This window comes from Arenimonas composti TR7-09 = DSM 18010 (genome assembly GCF_000426365.1).
Taxonomy (GTDB): Bacteria; Pseudomonadota; Gammaproteobacteria; order Xanthomonadales; family Xanthomonadaceae; genus Arenimonas; species Arenimonas composti.
This window is the reverse complement of the sequence record NZ_AUFF01000001.1, coordinates 459,521-476,610: the sequence shown is the minus strand read 5'-3', so window position 1 is coordinate 476,610 and position 17,090 is coordinate 459,521. Positions and strand designations below refer to the sequence as shown.

At 67.4% G+C, this 17,090-nt stretch carries 10 protein-coding genes; 6 read left to right on the top strand and 4 right to left on the bottom strand.

Going from position 1 to position 17,090, the window contains the following annotated elements:
• Window positions 1-33 precede the first annotated feature (33 nt).
• Genes K311_RS0102135 through K311_RS14850 form a run of 4 tightly spaced genes read left to right on the top strand, consistent with a single transcriptional unit; the run spans window position 34 to window position 1,992 of the window.
• Window positions 34-375: an ArsR/SmtB family transcription factor gene (locus K311_RS0102135; RefSeq protein WP_026815954.1), complete on the top strand. Its 342-nt coding sequence runs from the start codon at window positions 34-36 to the stop codon at window positions 373-375.
• Window positions 372-863, top strand: coding sequence for an ArsI/CadI family heavy metal resistance metalloenzyme (locus tag K311_RS0102130; RefSeq protein WP_026815953.1), 492 nt, complete (start codon window positions 372-374; stop codon window positions 861-863). The genes K311_RS0102135 and K311_RS0102130 overlap by 4 nt, the downstream gene beginning before the upstream one ends.
• Window positions 779-1,306 (top strand): arsenate reductase ArsC, encoded by a 528-nt coding sequence (locus K311_RS0102125; RefSeq protein WP_245570615.1) that lies wholly within the window; start codon window positions 779-781, stop codon window positions 1,304-1,306. The genes K311_RS0102130 and K311_RS0102125 overlap by 85 nt, the downstream gene beginning before the upstream one ends.
• On the top strand, window positions 1,303-1,992 hold the full coding sequence (locus K311_RS14850) for an aquaporin (RefSeq protein WP_081683224.1): 690 nt from the start codon (window positions 1,303-1,305) through the stop codon (window positions 1,990-1,992). The genes K311_RS0102125 and K311_RS14850 overlap by 4 nt, the downstream gene beginning before the upstream one ends.
• A 442-nt stretch (window positions 1,993-2,434) precedes the next feature.
• Here K311_RS14850 and K311_RS18275 read toward each other — a convergent pair whose 3' ends face one another.
• Both K311_RS18275 and K311_RS0102115 read right to left on the bottom strand, forming a co-directional pair.
• Window positions 2,435-5,650, bottom strand: a complete 3,216-nt coding sequence (locus K311_RS18275) for a hypothetical protein (RefSeq protein WP_154659416.1) — start codon at window positions 5,648-5,650, stop codon at window positions 2,435-2,437.
• Between the two features lie 463 nt (window positions 5,651-6,113).
• A complete protein-coding gene (locus K311_RS0102115) occupies window positions 6,114-9,938 on the bottom strand; it encodes a methylmalonyl-CoA mutase family protein (RefSeq protein ID WP_026815951.1) in 3,825 nt (1,274 codons plus the stop codon).
• Window positions 9,939-10,112: 174 nt separating this feature from the next.
• On the opposite strand from K311_RS0102115, the gene K311_RS0102110 reads away from it, so the two are divergent.
• Complete coding sequence (locus K311_RS0102110) at window positions 10,113-13,238, top strand: diguanylate cyclase domain-containing protein (protein ID WP_154659415.1); 3,126 nt, start codon at window positions 10,113-10,115, stop codon at window positions 13,236-13,238.
• A 169-nt stretch (window positions 13,239-13,407) separates the two neighbouring features.
• Here K311_RS0102110 and K311_RS0102105 read toward each other — a convergent pair whose 3' ends face one another.
• Together K311_RS0102105 and K311_RS0102100 are read right to left on the bottom strand one after the other, a co-directional pair.
• Entirely contained in the window at window positions 13,408-14,979 is a 1,572-nt protein-coding gene (locus tag K311_RS0102105; protein WP_026815949.1) for a tetratricopeptide repeat-containing sulfotransferase family protein, read from the bottom strand.
• 16 nt (window positions 14,980-14,995) lie between these two features.
• Window positions 14,996-15,643 (bottom strand): hypothetical protein, encoded by a 648-nt coding sequence (locus K311_RS0102100; RefSeq protein ID WP_026815948.1) that lies wholly within the window; start codon window positions 15,641-15,643, stop codon window positions 14,996-14,998.
• Between the two features lie 327 nt (window positions 15,644-15,970).
• On the opposite strand from K311_RS0102100, the gene K311_RS0102095 reads away from it, so the two are divergent.
• Complete coding sequence (locus K311_RS0102095; protein WP_026815947.1) at window positions 15,971-17,071, top strand: Glu/Leu/Phe/Val dehydrogenase dimerization domain-containing protein; 1,101 nt, start codon at window positions 15,971-15,973, stop codon at window positions 17,069-17,071.
• The last annotated feature ends 19 nt before the right edge of the window (window positions 17,072-17,090 follow it).

The following is a 17,090-nucleotide window of genomic DNA, read 5'->3' as shown; positions in this document are numbered from 1 at the left end:
ACAGACTTCCATGTTTCCGGAAACATGGAATCCATGGACGACCTCACCGCCGTATCCGCCCTCAACGCCCTCAGCCATGTCACCCGCCTGGCCGCGTTCCGCCGGCTGGTGCAGGCCGGTGCTGACGGCCTCGCCGTCGGCGCGTTGCGCGAGCAGCTCGACCTGCCGCCCGCGACGCTGACCGCGCACCTGAACACCCTGCGTGCCGCGGGCCTGGTGGTGGACGCGCGCGAGGGCCGCGTCATCCGGGTCCGCGCCAACTACGCGCAGATGAACGCCCTGATCGCCTACCTCACCGAGAACTGCTGCGCTGGCCAGGCGGCCTGCGCTCCCGCCCTCGCATGCCCTCCTGCCCCGAAAGGACCGCGCCGATGAACCGCTTCCACGTCCACCTCAACGTCGCCGACCTCGAGGCCGGCATCCGCTTCTACAGCGCGCTGTTCGCCGCCGAGCCGGCGGTGCGCAAGCCCGACTACGCCAAGTGGATGCTCGAGGACCCGCGCGTCAACTTCGCGATTTCCAACACCGGCCGGGCGCCCGGCATCGACCACCTGGGCATCCAGGTCGACGCGGCCGCCGCCCTGGCGGAATTCGGCCGCCGCCTCGACGCCGCCGGCACCACCGTGGTCCCCGAGGAGGCCGCGATCTGCTGCTACGCCCACTCCGACAAGCTGTGGATCGAGGACCCGCAGGGCACGCGCTGGGAGACCTTCCACACCACCGGCGACGCGACGACCTACTACGCCGGCGAAGCGGCCTGCGCGACCGACGGCGCCGCATGCACGCCGCACGTCGCGGCGATGACGCCGAAGCCGGCGACGCCGACCGCGTCGTGCTGCGCGCCGAAGTCCGGCTGCTGCTGATGCCGTCGCTCCGAACCGCCACGGAGGCGGATCCCTCCGCGATCCGCCCGATGACCCACCGCAAGCGCGTGCTGTTCGTCTGCGTGGAGAACGCCAACCGCAGCCAGATGGCCGAGGCCTTCGCCCGGATCCACGGGGGCGTTGGCGTCGAGGCCTTCAGCGCGGGCTCCCGGCCGTCGGGGGTCGTCAACCCGAAGGCGATCCGCTTCATGGCCGAGCTCGGCTACGACCTCGCCGCGCACGGCTCGAAGTCGCTGGACGACATCGAAGGCGAATTCGACGCCGTGGTGACGATGGGCTGCGGCGATTCGTGCCCGTGGGTCCCCGCGAAACGTCGCGAGGACTGGGCGCTGCCCGATCCCAGGCATATGGACGACGACGCCTACCGCGCGGTGCGCGACGAGATCTCGGCGCGGGTGCGCGCGCTGCTGGCCTCGCTGTGAACCCGCTGGCGCGGCGCCTGCTGGCCGAGGGTCTCGGCACGATGCTGCTGCTCGCCTGCGTGGTCGGCTCCGGCGTGATGGGCGTGCGCCTGGCGCAGGGCAATGACGCGATCGCGCTGCTGGCGAACGCGGGCGCCACCGCGGGCGTGCTGTACGTGCTGATCTCGATCTTCGGACCGATCTCCGGGGCGCACTTCAACCCGGCGGTGACCGCCGCGATGGCATTGCGCCGGGAGTTGCCGTGGCGCGACGCGGTCGCCTACGTGATCGTGCAGATCGGCGTGGCGGTCGCCGGCGTCGTCCTGGCCCACGCGATGTTCGGGCTCGCGCTGATCCAGCCGGGCATCCAGATGCGGACCGGCGCCGGCATCTGGGTCAGCGAGGCCGTCGCCACGTTCGGCCTGCTGCTGACCATCTTGCTGGGCGTCCGCCACCGGCCGGCGAGCGTCGCCACACTGGTGGCGACCTACATCTTCGCGGCGTACTGGTTCACCGCCAGCACCTCGTTCGCCAACCCGGCGGTCACGTTGGCGCGGTCACTCACGCAGACGTTCGCGGGGATACGGGCTGGGGATGTCGGGGGGTTTGTGTTTGCGCAGATGGTGGGGATGGGGGTGGCGATTGGCGTTGAGCGGGTGCTGGTGGGTGCCGTGGGAAGGATGCGTCGGCAATACGTTGATTGGTAAGCGGCCGTTGGAGTCGTCGGCGGCTGGACACAGAGTTGGCCGGCGATCCTTGTGTCGCTTATGCCGCGGCAGTGCGTGAGCACCCCATCGTTGCACCCCCCATCCGCGTGACGATTCGCCAAGCGAATCAATCGCCGGCGCCCATTCAGCGTTCGATCCCTGCGACTGGAGCTGTTCGTGTGGGATGGCGGGAGTGGGGAGCCTCTACGGGCCGTTGTTTCATGGGATGGGTTTAGCTGAATTCTTGGGTGCACCGGACGGGCTGGCGAAATCAGCGGCAATGAAGCGAATCGGCAACGGCATCGGCATCGGACGATCGCCTCTACCGGTGGATAGCGCAGATCATGGCTCCAGTCGCTGCCGGGTACCGGGCTGGCCATCGGGAACACCAGCGTCCAACTCAGTCCTGGTCTGAAGGAGGTCGAGGGCCGCCAACGCTTAGCTACTGGCCTCTTTGTAGGGCTGCCTCTTCTTCTTCCCGTTTGAGGTCCCTAGCGCCCATTGCCTCTAGAGAAGCGATAGCACCCCTCGCCCACGACCTGAAGTAACCATCACGGCTTTGACACAACTGTTCGAGCCCCTCCGCCAGCTTGAACCAATGAAGTGAAGCGGGACCGGACCATCCACCGCTGACGTAGGAAGCAAAAAATGCGTCGTCAACTCGGGGCGATCCGCCAAAATCTTCCAGCAGCATCGACGCAAGTGAAGTCGGCGTGGAAAAGTCCGACTCGACAAGCCGAACCAGTAGTCCAACGCGATCTTCTGGATCCACGCTTGCCCACTTCTTGAGCACGTCGTACGGAACATCCTCCAGAAGTCCGCCTGGAAAACCGATAGTGAAGAGACCGCGCGCAGCTGGATCCTCAAGATAGAACCGGACACCTTCCCAAAATCTTTCCGGGTGGTCGATCGAAACACGCTCGACAACCTCCTTGACCTGGCTAAACTCAATGAACCAGCTTCGGGAATCCCTAGTCGCGTGCGCGGCAAGAACTGTCGTAAGGACGAGACCGACATTTCCTTCAAGGAACCGAAGCGCCAGCTCTTTCCAGTGGTATTCAGTCATCACGTCATTGCTACGAACCAACTCAGGTCGTCCAAGCAATTCTTCCACCAAGGCCTCGACCCCTTGCACCACTTTCCGATTCTTCGTGAGTTGATCGACAATCGTCAGCACGACCGAGCACTCGCCTTCGTCCAAGACGCGCCAAAGGAAACCCACAAGAACGTCATCCGTTGAATTCAAATACCAATCACCAAACGCGAGTCCGCGGATCGCTTCTCTAGACGCGCTTCGAAGGAGCTCTTGCCCGGCCTCAAGAGACTGTCTCGTCGCGCCAACGCGCCAAATCGCCTCAATCGCGATAGTCGCCCCACGGGGCGACTCAGCGCCGATTGCGGCGAGCCAAGAATTGAACCAGTCATCGCCGAGTTCCCTTCGCCCAACTCCAACCACGGCAAACACGAACCGCAGGTCGCTCCCGAAAGAGCTCTCGTTCTGGCGCAACAAATCACCAAGCTCGCGAAGGTCACGCCCCAAACATACAGCCTCTCCAAATCTCCACGCGTCGCTCGCCTCACCCGAAGTTAGCCACGGAAGAAGAGACTTAATTGTCTGAGCATCCAGCTCCTTCGCCAGCTCCTCAAAGCTAAACTCAGGCGCCTTATCCCAAGGACTTGATCCGACGGCAATCTCGATTCTCTCGACCAAGTTTCTTGGTTCAAACGCCGCAAGTACTTGATAGACCTCATCCTTGGCGCTCTCAGAGAGCCGATGCCAGTACCTACTCTCCTTGTCCATATACTTGGCGAGTATTGCGACAACAGACTTTCTAGCTACCTCCGAACGACTTCCGACAACACGCATAAACTCAAGAACCCTATCTCGCACCAGATGCATAGGGAGGAGATACGAGAAGGCCGGTAAAGCTCTCACGATCTCTTCTTCGACACCGGGATTTTCATTGAGGATACGCGTCAGCAGGCCGATTGCACTCTCAATGCAGCTGGCACGTTCAATCGGCGTTTGCGGACGCCATTCGACTTCCTTTGCGACTCCGAACCCAGGAGTATCCACAATCCGAACTTCATTTAGCTCCGCAACGCGCGCGAGCGCCCCAATCACCACTCTCGTCAATGTGTCTCGGCGAAATGCAACCAGCTCTTCTGCAATCTTGATTCTTTCAGAGTAAGGTGCCGCAGTCCCGCCTAGGTGGACTTGAAAGAGATCGCCTAACTCCTTGGTGGAATTGTTTGAAAAGCCTTCGTTCTCAGCCTCCGCGAGGAGAGCAAGCGACATTGCCGCCTCGCGAAAAGAGTTAGATCGCGATGCAAGGCGCACCAGTGTCGAGACAAGGAATCGCCGCGAGGCACCAGAAATTCGCTGCCGTTCAACCAAAGAAGAGTCTTTAAGCGCAGCCCACGCACCCCGTGCCGCCAATAGCGGCGCCGCTGCTGACAGCGCAGCCCAGCGCTTGATGTCCGACTCCGTCCGGAACGCCGCCAAGTCAAAAAAAGCCTTCAGCTCCTCAATCGCAAACTCGCGCGCGAATGGCGTCGTGGCGATGGTCCGTACCCGCTCAAAGTAGGCAAGTCTTGCTGTTTCACTTGGGAGAGCCTCGGGTAACGTCCGCATCACATCCGGCATCGCAGCCCAAGCTTCCACCGCAAGATGTGCCGCAAGGGGCGTTGGAGAAATGTATCGCCGCCTTCCACCTCTAGGAGCGATCCCGAACTCCCGATCGAACCTCTCGACTTCAGCCTTAACCGCCCTCCAGTCCAATCCCAAATGCTTGGAAATGGCCTCACCTTCTCCAGACACTTCATCGTCCCAGCCAACCGTCGTCAGAGCAGCAACGACATAAAGAGCGTGGCGCGGACCTTGTCCTAGCATCTGATCGAGAAACTGCCGAATGTGCTGCTGATCGAGCAGATCCCTGACGGACCCAGCAGGATTTCTCGCCACGGCGCTCGCCGCCAATTGAGCCAACCGAACAAACCCATCCGCAAATGTGACGACGAAGTCAATGTGCTCAGCTGGCATGCCCTCATGCCATGCGCCAACAAGCGTCTTCATCTGATCCTCGTCCAGAGGCTCAATTCGAATCGATGGAATTTGATCAGGATCGGGGGTTCTGGAATGACCAATCGTCACCAGCCGAACTCTGCCTTCCGCGTATCCCACCATCTCTCTCAGCGGGAGAAGCTGGTTTGCTTGAACCTCATCGACGACGACAACTAGCTCGGCGTTCGGGGAACTCACGATGGACTGAATTATTTGTCCAACTTCCACTTCTGCGGCTTGCCGGACATAGAGGACATCAGCCGCCCATTCAGCCTTCTTACAAAGCTCCAGTGCGAAGCGAGTCTTGCCGACACCTGGCAATCCCTCAATATGGAGGTGCAGAACGTCTCCGTCCCGAGGATCTATACTGCCCCTGGCACTCGCCAGTATGGCCTCGATTCGATCCGACGCTTGCCATTCGACCCGATGCTGCTGACTCGTAGCCCAGCGGTCGATAGTCACCAAGCTGGTGGTGTTTCCGGCGAACCGCCACGAGATTGCAGGGTGTAAGTCGCACCAGCTTGCCAGACGCTCTGATCCGAGCACGGCGATCTTGTCGATCGCAAGTCCAGCGTTCTTGGCATCTTCGATCAAGCTAACTAAACGATCTTCCTCGCCTTTCTTTCCATTCGTCGACCCGCACGCAACGACGACGAATCGGCCTCCACCTTTTATTGTCTCGGTAGGGATACGCTTGGTTACTTCGCCCTTGATTCTCGCCGGTTCCCCCGCGGAACCCGCCTTAAGCTGCCAACACGTTTCCTCAACGCCTAGCCACTCATCTGGCCGGGCCGCAGACGCACTCCAAGCGTCGCAGCCATCATCTCTTGCCCTGCCTTCGGTGTTGACCACAGTTCCATTGCTAGGAACACCCACCCGGCAGCCATGCGCAGTAAGCAGTGCTCGGAATAAGTGAGACAGATCGTCGTCAGTCAGTGCCGCGATCTTCTCTGGAGAGATCTTAAGTCCCGAAAACCTCTCTTCCGGTCTAGCCATTTTCCTGCCCCCTGTGCAGTACCTCGACTAGAGATCAGCGAATCAGCGAGGGCAGCCCAACTCACATGTTGCGCCGATACTCGCCGCCGACCTCGTATAGGGCATGACTGATCTGCCCCAGGCTATGCGTCTTCACCGCCTCCACCAACGCCTCGAACAGATTCCGCCTCTCCCGCGCCGTCTTCTGCAGCGGCGCCAGCCCCTCTGAAGCCAGCCCGTTCCGCGCTGCCTGGAACGCGCGCACGTTGTCGATCTGCTGCCCCTTTTCCCCTTCGGTCGAACGGATCAGTTCGATCGTCGTGGCCACCTCGCCGGCATGGTCCTTCGGCAGGAAGGTGTTGACGCCCACCAGCGGCAGCGAGCCGTCGTGCTTCTTGTGCTCGTAGTACAGGCTCTCTTCCTGGATCTTGCCGCGCTGGTACATCGTGTCCATCGCGCCGAGCACGCCGCCGCGCTCGCTGATCGCCTCGAACTCCTTGTAGACGGCCTCTTCGACGAGGTCGGTGAGGTAGTCGACCGCGAAGCTGCCCTGCCAGGGGTTTTCGATGAAGTTCAGCCCCAGCTCCTTGTTGATGATCATCTGGATCGCCACCGCGCGGCGCACGCTCTCCTCGGTCGGGGTGGTGATCGCCTCGTCGTAGGCGTTGGTGTGCAGGCTGTTGCAGTTGTCGAACAGCGCGTACAGGGCCTGCAGCGTGGTGCGGATGTCGTTGAACTGGATCTCCTGCGCGTGCAGGGAGCGGCCGCTGGTCTGGATGTGGTACTTCAGCATCTGGCTGCGCTCGTTGGCGCCGTAGCGCTCGCGCATCGCCCGCGCCCAGATGCGGCGGGCGACGCGGCCGATCACCGTGTACTCGGGATCCATGCCGTTGCTGAAGAAGAAGCTGAGGTTCGGCGCGAAATCGTCGATGTGCATGCCGCGCGCGAGGTAGTACTCGACGATCGTGAAGCCGTTGCTCAGCGTGAAGGCGAGCTGGCTGATCGGGTTCGCGCCGGCTTCGGCGATGTGGTAGCCGCTGATCGACACGCTGTAGAAATTGCGCACCTTGTGGTCGACGAAGTACTGCTGGATGTCGCCCATCATCCGCAGCGCGAACTCGGTGCTGAAGATGCAGGTGTTCTGCGCCTGGTCCTCCTTGAGGATGTCGGCCTGCACGGTGCCGCGCACGGTGCGCAAGGTTTCGGCCTTGATGCGGGCGTAGGTCTCGGCGTCGACGAGCTGGTCGCCGGTGATGCCGAGCAGGCCGAGGCCGAGGCCGTCGTTGCCGGCCGGCAGTTCGCCTTCGTAGCGCGGGCGCTGCCTGCCTTCGAAGAAGGCCTCGATCTTCGCGTGCGCGGCGTCCCAGCGCGGCTGGTCGGCGCGCAGGTACTTCTCCACCTGCTGGTCGATAGCGGTGTTCATGAACATCGCCAGGATCATCGGCGCCGGGCCGTTGATCGTCATGCTGACGCTGGTGGTCGGCGCGCACAGGTCGAAGCCCGAGTACAGCTTCTTCATGTCGTCGAGCGTGGCGATGCTGACGCCGCTGTTGCCGATCTTGCCGTAGATGTCCGGGCGCGGCGCCGGGTCCTCGCCGTAGAGGGTGACGCTGTCGAAGGCGGTGGACAGGCGCGCCGCGGGCTGGCCGGCGCTGAGGTAATGGAAGCGGCGGTTGGTGCGTTCCGGCGTGCCTTCGCCGGCGAACATGCGGATCGGGTCCTCGCCGGTGCGGCGGTAGGGGTACACGCCGGCGGTGTACGGGTAGGCGCCGGGCAGGTTCTCCTTGCCCAGGAACGTCAGCAGTTCGCCCCAGCTGCGGTACTTCGGCGCGGCGATCTTCGGGATCTTCTGGTGGCTGAGGGATTCGCGGTAGTTGTCGACGCGGAGGGTCTTGTCGCGGACCTGGTATTCGCCGACTTCGTCGGTGATCGAGGCCAGGCGCTGCGGCCAGCGGCGCAGCAGGTCGAGCGATTCGGCGCTCAGGCTGGTCAGGGCGTCGTTGTAGCGCTGGCGCAGGGTGAGCAGGCTGCGGTCGATCGCGACCGGGGTGGTGGTCGCGGCGTTGTCGATCGGGGTCGTGGCCTGGCGGCGTTCCCACTGGAAGGTCGGCTTGCGGCGGTCCGGCAGGCCGCTGCGGCGCTCGCCGCAGGCCGGGTAGTCGGCGGCGGCGAGGTTGCCGCCGGCGCTGGACGTCGGGCTGTGCAGGTGGGCCGGGTCGTAGGCCTCGAGCGCCTTCGGCAGGTTCGGGTCGCCGAGCTCGCGCAGGGCTTCCCAGTAGTGCTGGGCGCGGTCGGCGGCTTCGGCCTGGCGGCCGATGTCGCTGTTGATGCGGCGGCCGTGCTCGGCGATCTCGGCGAGGTAGCGGGTGCGGTTGCCGGGGATCAGCACCGTGGCGCGCGGCTCCTTCAGCGCGGTGTCGACGTCAGGCCGAAAATCACACGCCCCCCCTGTAGGAGCGCCTTCAGGCGCGATGCCCTTCCCTGTAGGAGCGCCTTCAGGCGCGATGCCCTTGTCCGCTTCACCGCCGCTCCCGTTCGAAGGCATCGCGCCTGAAGGCGCTCCTACGGGTCCGGGGGCGGACATCTTTTGCCTCAGCAACCTGCACAGATTCGCGAACATCCAGGTCACGCCCGGGTCGTTGAACTGGCTGGCGATGGTCGGGTAGACCGGCACCTCCTCGTCCTTCAGCTGGAAGGCGACGCGGTTGCGCTTCCACTGCTTGCGCACGTCGCGCAGGGCGTCCTCGGCGCCGCGGCGGTCGAACTTGTTCAGCACCACCAGCTCGGCGTAATCGATCATGTCGATCTTCTCGAGCTGGCTCGGGGCGCCGTAGTCGCTGGTCATCACGTAGATCGGGAAATCGACGAGGTCGACGATCTCGCTGTCGCTCTGGCCGATGCCGGCGGTCTCGACCATCACCAGGTCGAAGCCCTGCGCGCGCAGGAAGGCGATGCAGTCCTTCAGCACCGTGTTGGTGGCGGCGTGCTGGCGGCGGGTGGCCATGCTGCGCATGAACACGCGCGGGCTGCGCAGGCTGTTCATGCGGATGCGGTCGCCGAGCAGGGCGCCACCGGTGCGGCGGCGGGTCGGGTCGACGCTGATCACCGCGATGCGCATCTGCGGGAAATGCTGCAGGAAGCGGTTCATCAGCTCGTCGGTGACGCTGGACTTGCCGGCGCCGCCGGTGCCGGTCAGGCCGATCACCGGCGTTTTGCCGCCGGCCAGCTGCCACTCCTTGCGCAGCGTGGCGAGCTGGGATTCGTCGATGATGCCGTCCTCGATCGCGCTCAGCATGCGGCCGAGGACGATCTCCCCAGCGATGGGGTCAGACCCCATTTCCCCGAAGCGGCTGCCGTTCGCGGCGTCACCGGAGGGAAATGGGCTCTGACCCCGGTTCTTCCCCGGCTTGCCCCCGCCAACCTCACGCAGGTTTAACGAAGGAATCTGACCCCGGTTGTTAAGGGTCCGCCGCACCAGGTCCTCGATCATCGCCACGAGGCCCATCTGCATGCCGTCGTTCGGGTGGTAGATGCGCTCGACGCCGTAGGCCTGCAGCTCGGCGATCTCCTCGGGCGTGATCGTGCCGCCGCCGCCGCCGAATACGCGGATGTGGCCGGCGCCGCGCTCGCGCAGCATGTCGACCATGTACTTGAAGTATTCGGTGTGGCCGCCCTGGTAGCTGGACAGGGCGATGCCGTCGGCGTCTTCCTGCAACGCCGCGCGCACCACGTCCTCGACGCTGCGGTTGTGGCCGAGGTGGATCACCTCGACGCCCTGCGCCTGGATCAGCCGGCGCATGATGTTGATCGCGGCGTCGTGGCCATCGAACAGGCTGGCGGCGGTGACGAAGCGCAGCGGCGCGCGCTCGGTCTCGGTCTGGGGGATCTGGTCGGCGGGGGTGGCCATCGTGCGGTTCCGCGTGAGACGAATGCCCGGATTGTAACGCCCCCGTCCGGGGCGCCTGCCCGGCCGCCCCGCACCCTCCCCGCTTCGCCGCTATAGTCGCTGCGGGGAATCGCGGAGCGTGGGGACGTGACGGCGAGCGACGGTGCCGCGAACAACGGTGTCAGAGACAGTTCCGTGATCAACGGTTCCGCGCTTGACGGTGCCCGGCACGGTTATTGGCACGGTTGTTCCTGGCTGCTGGCGCTGCTGGTCGCCCTCACGCCCTCCGCCTTCGCTTCCCGCATCGACATCGACCAGATCGGCCACCTGCCGGCGGTCGGCTTCGACGACAGCGACGGCCTGCCCGACCCCACCGTCACCGCCGTCGCCACCGCGCCGGACGGCCACGTGTGGGTCGGCACGATGCGCGGCCTGGCCCGCTTCAACGGCCTGCGGATGGTGCCGGTGCGCGGGCCGGACCCGGCCTTCGACGGCGCGGTGCGCGATGTCGCGGTGACGCCGGATGGCGTGGTGTGGGTCGCCTTCCCCGACGCCGGCGTGTGGCGGCTGCCGCCATCGCCACACGGTGCCGGGATGCGCGCCGGGCGCTGGCAGCAGGTCGATGCCGGGCTGCCGCATCCGTCGGCGCGGCGGTTGCGCTGGTTCGCCGATGGCGCGCATGGCTACCGGCTGTTCGTGACCGCCTGGGGCGGCGTCGCGGAGTGGCGCGACGGGCGCTGGGAGGCGCTGGCGTTGCCCGACGTGCTGCGCGATGTCGACATCTTCGACGTGGTGCTGGCCCCCGGTGCGGGATCCGTCCCCGGCGGCTCGACGGAGTACGACCCCATCCACCTGGCCACCTTCGGCCTGGGCCTGTGGCGCTGCGACGCGCCCGCCGACTGCGTGGAAGTGGTCCCCGACATCCCCGGCCCGCGCTTCTTCGAGATCAGCAGCCTCGCCACCTGGACCGAGGCCGAGGGCGGCGACAGCCTGTGGGTCGGCAGCTACGGCGGCGGCGTCGCCCGCCTGCACGCCGGCCGCTGGACGCGCTACACCCGCGACGCCGGCGCCCTCGACACCGATTTCGTGCAGCGCCTGCTGCTGCAGGATGTCGGCCGTATGCAGCCGCAGGTCTGGGTCGGCCTGCGCGACGGCGCCGCGCGCCTGCGCGACGGCCGCTGGGAATCACTCGACTACCTCGCCCGCATCGGCAACCAGCGCACCCGCGCGCTCGCCCTCGGCGCCGACGCCCAGGGCCGCCCGCAGGTGTGGGTCGGCACCGACGTCGGCGCGATCCGCCTGCGCCTGGAAGGCAGCTGGCGCACCGTCAGCCGCCTCGGCGACAGCGCCAACGGCGTCTGGGCGGTGCTGGTCGAACAGGGCATCGACGGCCACGAGGCGCTCTGGCTGGGCAGCGACGGCGACGGCCTCGCCCGCTTCCGCGACGGCCAATGGCGGCACTGGACCGCGGCCGACGGCCTGCCGAACCCGACCGTGCGCAGCCTCGCCCGGGTCGCCGACGGTGCCGACGCCGCCGGCGACGCCGCCGAAACCCATCTGTGGATCGGCATGTGGAACGGCCACCTGGCCCGCATCGCCGGCGAGCGCATCGAAACCCTGCCGACGCCGTGGCCGAAGGCCGACCGCGAGGCGGTCGCCTTCATCCTGCCCACCGCCGCCGGCGAAGCCTGGGTCGGATTGCGGCAGGGCGGCGTCGCCCGCTGGAACCGCGGCCGCTGGCAGTGGTTCGACCCCGCCGATCCGGCCAATCCGCAGCGCGTCGTCGCCCTGCTGCAGACCGGCAGCGGCAGCGAGGCGGTGATGTGGGCGAGCACCGTCGGCCGCGGCCTGGCGGCGTACCGCGGCGGCCGCTGGTTCTACTACGGCACCGCCGAGGGCCTGCCCGACGACGCCTACTACGGCATCACCCTGCTGCCCGACGCCGGCGGCCGGCAGATCCTGTGGCTGGGCTCGCGCGCGTCGGGCATCGTCCGCGTCGACATCACCAATCCGCAGCAGCCGCGCCTGGTCACCGAGCCGGCGCTGCCGGCGACGCCGGTGCCCTACGCCTATGCGGTGGTGCGCGACGGCGCCGGCGACCTGATCGTCTGCAGCGACTACGGCGCCGCACGCTGGCGGCCGCGCAGCGACGGCGGTTTCGACGTGCTGCGGTTCCAGCGCAGCGACGGCCTGCCGCACGACGAATGCAACGCCGGCGCCCTCGTCACCGATGCCCACGGCCGCGTGTGGGCCGGCACGATCGGCGGCGCCGCGGTGTACGTGCCGCCGCTGTCGGGCCGCCGCACCGCCGCGCCGCCGCTGCTGCTGGAAGCGCTGCGGGTGGACGGCGCCGACGTCGCGCCGGCCGAGGCCACGCCGCTGCGGCTGCCGCTGGGCGCGCGCACGCTGGAAGTCGAGTTCGCCCTGCTCAGCGGCCACCGCGAAGCGCTCAACCGCTACCGCACCTGGCTCGAGGGCCTGGAGCCGGGCTGGGGCGAGTGGACGCCGGTGCCGGTGCGCCACTTCACCGGCCTGCCGCCGGGTAGCTACCGCCTGCATGTCGATGCCCGCGACCACACCGGCGCCCGCGCGGCGCCGCTGTCGATCGCCTTCGAGATCCCTGTGCCGGCCTGGCGCGCGCCGCCGGCGCTGGCGGCGTACGCGATCGGCCTGCTGCTGCTCGCGTGGGTGTCCGTGCGCCTGCGCGAGCGCCACCTGCGCCGTCGCGAGGCCGCGCTGCTGGTGCAGGTGCGCGAACGCACGCAGGAACTGGAGGCGCGCGGGCGCGAGCTGAAGCAGGCCAATGCCGAGCTGTCGCGGCTGTCGTACTTCGATGCGCTGACCGAACTGGCGAACCGGCGCAGCCTGCTCGAGCGCCTGCACCGCGACTGGGCCGCCGGGCTGGGGCGCGGCACGCCGCTGGCGTTCGCGCTGTTCGACCTGGACGAGTTCAAGGCCTACAACGACCTCAAGGGCCACCTGGCCGGCGACGAGGCGCTGCGGGTCGTCGCCCGCCGCGTCGAGGCCGAGCTGCGCAAGCCGCAGGACACCGCCGGCCGCTACGGCGGCGAGGAATTCGCGTTGCTGCTGCCGGGTTTGGACCTGCAGGCCGCCGCCGCGGTCGCCGAACGCGTGCGCCAGGCGGTGCTGCACGCCGACCTGCCGCACCCCGGTTCGCCGCAGGGGCGGGTCACGATCAGCATCGGCGTGGCGGCGATGGTGCCGCAGGAGGGCGTGGGCGCCGAGGTGCTGATCGCCGCCGCCGACGCCGCCCTCTACCGCGCCAAGCACGCCGGCAAGAACCGCGTCGAACTCGCCTGACAGCGGCTTTTTCAACAACGGATAAAAGCCGGAAAAGCCGATTAGAAGCTCTATGAAATGGGGCGTCGGAACCCGGGCAGGGCCGTCGGGCGCGAGCCTCTTTCGATTCCCGCTTCTGCCTCAATCGGCCTTGATCGGCCCTTATCCGTTGTTGAAATGCCGTTGTTGACTATCCGCCCGTGTCGAGTGCGTTGCGCAGCGGGGTGAGCCAGGTTTCGTAGCGGCGCCACTGGCCGAGGAAGCGGGTGTGGATGGGTTCGCGCACCTGGGCCGCGCTGGCGGTGGCGACGGCGCCGGGGCGGGCTTCGCTTTCCAGCACGCGCGGGTCCCAGGGCAGGCCGAGGAAGGCCAGCACCTCGCGCGCCACCGGCTCGGGTTCGGCGACGAGGCGGGCGTAGTCGATATCGAGGATGCGCTGCGGGTATTCGCGCCGCCAGTGCGCCATCAGCGCGTCGTAGCGGCGCCAGTGGCGGCCCATCTCGGCCTGGTCGTAGCTGTGCGGGTAGGCGTCGGCGAACAGTTCCTTGAGGTTCGAGAAGCACACTTCCATCGCCTCGCGGCGCATGTGCAGGAAGCGCGCCTGCGGCAGCGCGTCGGCGATCGGGCCGAGCAGCTGGAAGTTCGCCGGCAGCTTGTCGGTGTAGAAGCGGCGGCCGTGGGCGCGCCAGGCGGTGTGGTCGAGGTAGGCGCGGCCGAGCGCGGCGAGGTCGGCGTTGCGCGCCGCTGCGAGCAGGTCGGCGTCGACGTGCGGGCCGCCGGCGCGGCCGGTGGCGATGCGCAGCTGCACGATGAAGTCGCGCAGTTCGCCGGCATCGGCCACGTCCGGGTGGCTGCCGAGGATGCGCTCGAGCAGCGTCGTGCCGGAACGCGGCAACCCGACGATGAAGATCGGCGTCGCCAGGTGTCGGGGACAGTCATCCCCCGCCGGATAACTGTCTCTGACACCGTTAAGTGGTCGCCACGTGCGGGCCACGTCGAACAGCGCCGTGTCGGCCGCCTCCTCGAACCTCACCTGCGCCCGGCGCAGCGCCATCCCGCTCTCCAGCGCCGCCCACGCCGCGGCCGCATCGCCGAGATCGTCGAGTTCCTTGAACAGCGCGTAGTGCAGCAGCGGCGCATCCGCATGCCGCGGATCCACCGCGGTGATCACCCGCCGCAGCCGCTCGACGTGGTTGCGCGCCGCCGTCGCCCGCCGCAGTTTCGCCAGGCCGCGATGCGCCGGCGCATATGCCGGGTCGCGCGCCAGCGCCGCCTCGTACTCGCGTTCGGCGACGTCGGTCTCGCCGGCATAGGCGGCGTCGTTGCCGGCCAGGTAGCGCAGCTCGGCGGTGTCGAGGCCGCGGGCGATCGCCGCGCGCAGGTAGGGCAGCGAGCGCGTCACCTCGCCCTGCCCCGACAGCAGCCGGCCCATGCCGGCCAGGATCTGCGGGTCGCCGGCGCCGCGCAGCGCCGGTTCGTCGGCGATCGCCAGCGCGGCCTGCACTTCGCCGACCGCGAACAGCAGGCCGCAGACGGCTTCCAGCAACACCGCGTCGGGTTCGCGCGCGGCGTACGCGGCCTGCGCGTGCCTGACCGCCTCGCGCAGGCGGCCCTGGCGCAGGGCCAGTTCGCCGAGGCGCAGTTCGGCCGGCAGCGCCCAGTCGGGGTCGCGGGCGAGCACGGCGTATTCGCCGCGGGCCATGTCGAGCTGCGCCGCGGCCGCGAGGGCTTCGGCGCGCTGCCAGCGTTGCAGCGGGTTCAAGCGCGGCGGGCCGGGCTCACGCGCCCGGTTCCGAGTCGGAGAAGGCGCGGGCGAACGAGCGGCGGCGCTGGTCGGCGTCGTCGCGGCCGCCCTGCGGCACGAGCTTCAGATGCGCCGCGCGCAGGCGGTCGATCTCGGCGCCCTGGCGGAAGGCGACCTCGCGCTGCAGGCGGGCGCGCCGGTGGTCGCCGTGGCCGGACTCGACCACCACGCGGTGCTCGGCGAGCACCCGCCATGGCACGAAGATCGCGTGCAGCTCGCCTTCGGCGATCGCGAAGAAGCCGGCACCGAACAGGTCGGCGCTGAAGGTGTGCGAGGACAGCCGCCATTCGCCGCCGTCGCGGTATTTCAGGGTGCTGGCCACCGACAGCGGCGGCGCCACCGCGCGGGCGTCGGTGTCGGCGCTGAGCATGATCGCGCGCAGGTCGCTGATCGGGTTCGAATGGGTGACGTCGCCGGCGCGCAGCAGCACGTTGCCGCCTTCCCAGTCCAGGCCGGTGAGCTGGCCGAACAGCATGTCGTTGGAGTCGAGCAGCAGCAGGACCTTCTGCAGGTCCGGGCGCACCTCGCCCATCCAGCGCGGCGGCTGCGGCAGCCCGTAGAGGACGCCGGCGCCATAGCCGAAGCTGCCCGGGAGATCGTCGATGCGTCTGGTTTCCGCCATGGCCGGAGTCTAGGCAGCCGGCAATGAACAAAAAAAGAGGGCGACCGTCTGGCCGCCCAATGAACCCCATGCTCTGAAGGGTTGGAGGCCGGCGACTCTCCGGGGAGAGGGAGTCGCCAGGCAAAGTGGCTAACGGCCCGCCCCGGCGGCAGCGGACAGGGGCACGGGTCCGCCTAGAGCGTTTGCTTTACAATGCGCCGCGCCAGCCACCCGGACCTCCCATCGTGAAGGGGGCTGCGCTAAACCAATCAATCACTTGCGGGTCGTTTTTCATGCGACTTGGTGGCCTCGCTTTCGCGCGCCACCCCCGCCGACCGGAGCCTTTCCATGATCTTCGAATCCATCTCGACCTCGGCCCACGAGGAAGTGGTGTTCTGCCACAACAAGGACGCGGGCCTGAAGGCAATCATCGCGATCCACAACACGGTGCTCGGCCCGGCCCTGGGCGGCACCCGCATGTGGCCGTACGCGAGCGAGGCGGAAGCGCTGAACGACGTGCTGCGCCTGAGCCGCGGCATGACCTACAAGGCGGCGGTGTCCGGCCTGAACCTGGGCGGCGGCAAGGCCGTGATCTGGGGCGACCCGAACAAGGACAAGTCCGAGGCGCTGTTCCGCGCCTTCGGCCGCTTCGTGAACTCGCTCGGTGGCCGCTACATCACCGCCGAGGACGTCGGCATCGACGTCAACGACATGGAGTACGTGCTCAAGGAAACCGACTTCGTGACCGGCGTGCACCAGGTGCACGGCGGTTCCGGTGACCCCTCGCCCTTCACCGCCTTCGGCACCCTGCAGGGCCTGATGGCGGCGCTGCAGGTGAAGTTCGGCGACGAGGACGTCGGCAAGTACAGCTATGCCGTGCAGGGCGTCGGCCACGTCGGCATGGAGTTCGTGAAGCTGCTGCGCGAGCGCGGCGCCAAGGTCTTCGTGACCGACATCAACCAGGACGCCGTGCAGCGCGCCGTCGACGAGTTCGGCTGCGAGGCGGTGGCCCTGGACGACATCTACGACGTCGACGCCGACGTCTACTCGCCGACCGCGCTCGGCGGCACCGTCAACGAGAAGACCCTGCCGCGCCTGAAGTGCAAGGTCATCTGCGGCGCCGCCAACAACCAGCTGGCCAATGACCAGATGGGCGTCGAGGTCGCGGCCAGGGGCATGCTCTACGCCCCGGACTACGCGGTGAACGCCGGTGGCCTGATGAACGTCTCGCTCGAGATCGACGGTTACAACCGCGAGCGTGCGATGCGCATGATGCGGACGATCTACTACAACCTGGGCCGCATCTTCGAGATCGCCAAGCGCGACGGCATCCCGACCAACCAGGCCGCCGACCGCATGGCCGAAGAGCGCATCACCGCGATCGGCAAGCTGCGCCTGCCGCACCTCGGCGCCCCGGCCCCGCGCTTCCAGGGCCGCCGCGGCAACTGAGTTGGGGTCAGATCCCTTT

What these genes read in the sequence shown, in the direction of transcription:
- K311_RS0102125 (WP_245570615.1), top strand. Translation starts at nt 779, where the DNA reads ATGCACGCCGCACGTCGCGGCGATGACGCCGAAGCCGGCGACGCCGAC.
- K311_RS0102095 (WP_026815947.1), top strand. Translation starts at nt 15,971, where the DNA reads ATGATCTTCGAATCCATCTCGACCTCGGCCCACGAGGAAGTGGTGTTC.
- K311_RS0102135 (WP_026815954.1), top strand. Translation starts at nt 34, where the DNA reads ATGGACGACCTCACCGCCGTATCCGCCCTCAACGCCCTCAGCCATGTC.
- K311_RS0102130 (WP_026815953.1), top strand. Translation starts at nt 372, where the DNA reads ATGAACCGCTTCCACGTCCACCTCAACGTCGCCGACCTCGAGGCCGGC.
- K311_RS0102100 (WP_026815948.1), bottom strand. Translation starts at nt 15,643, where the DNA reads ATGGCGGAAACCAGACGCATCGACGATCTCCCGGGCAGCTTCGGCTAT.
- K311_RS0102115 (WP_026815951.1), bottom strand. Translation starts at nt 9,938, where the DNA reads ATGGCCACCCCCGCCGACCAGATCCCCCAGACCGAGACCGAGCGCGCG.